1 protein-coding gene and 1 pseudogene are annotated in these 628 nt (G+C 68.9%); both read right to left on the bottom strand.

Annotated features, from left to right (window positions below; genetic code table 11):
* Positions 1-278 (bottom strand): annotated as a pseudogene (locus EAO75_RS45425) (hypothetical protein); the annotation flags it as partial.
* Between the two features lie 61 nt (positions 279-339).
* Positions 340-628, bottom strand: a 289-nt coding sequence (locus tag EAO75_RS45420) for a PH domain-containing protein (RefSeq protein WP_148000960.1), incomplete at its 5' end; no start/stop codon positions are given.

Raw genomic sequence — 628 nt, 5'->3', positions numbered from 1 at the left:
GGGGCGGTGACCAGGAGGCGGGCGGAGAGCGGGTCGGTCTCCAGGGGGCGTACCAGCCAGCCGAGTTCGGTCAGGCCGTGCAGGACCACGGCCGCGATGCGGTCCATCGGCTCGGGGTTCTCGGTCGCCAGTTCCAGCGGGAGCGCCGCGGACGACTTCCGTGTGTCCTCGGGGACCAGGCCGTGTGCCCGGACCGCGCACTCGCCGGCCAGGACGAGCGGGTAGCGGGCGCCGACCGCGAGGACGTCGGTCAGGAGGTGGCGGCGGAGCTGGATCATCGTGGGCCGATTATGACGGCCCCGCCGAGGCGGGTGACCTCGGCGGGGCCGGACGGCCGGGCTACTTCGCCACGAACTGCGTAAGGATCGCCTGCACCTCGTAGATGTCCACGCCCTTGGTGAACGTCTTCTCGATCGGTGTCGGCGTCCCCGAGACCCAGATCTTCAGCTCGGCGTCCAGGTCGAAGGTGCCGGCGGTCTCCACCGCGAAGTGCGTGATGCTGCGGTACGGGATGGAGTGGTACTCCACCTTCTTGCCGGTGATGCCCTGCTTGTCGACCAGAATCAGACGGCGGTCGGTGAACAGGATGGTGTCGCGTATCAGCAGGTATGCGGCGTGCACCTGCTCA

It is taken from the genome of Streptomyces sp. UW30 (genome assembly GCF_008042075.1).
In the GTDB taxonomy this organism is placed as follows: domain Bacteria; phylum Actinomycetota; class Actinomycetes; order Streptomycetales; family Streptomycetaceae; genus Streptomyces.
Note: the sequence above shows the minus strand (reverse complement) of the source record. Positions and strands in the feature narration are given on the sequence as shown.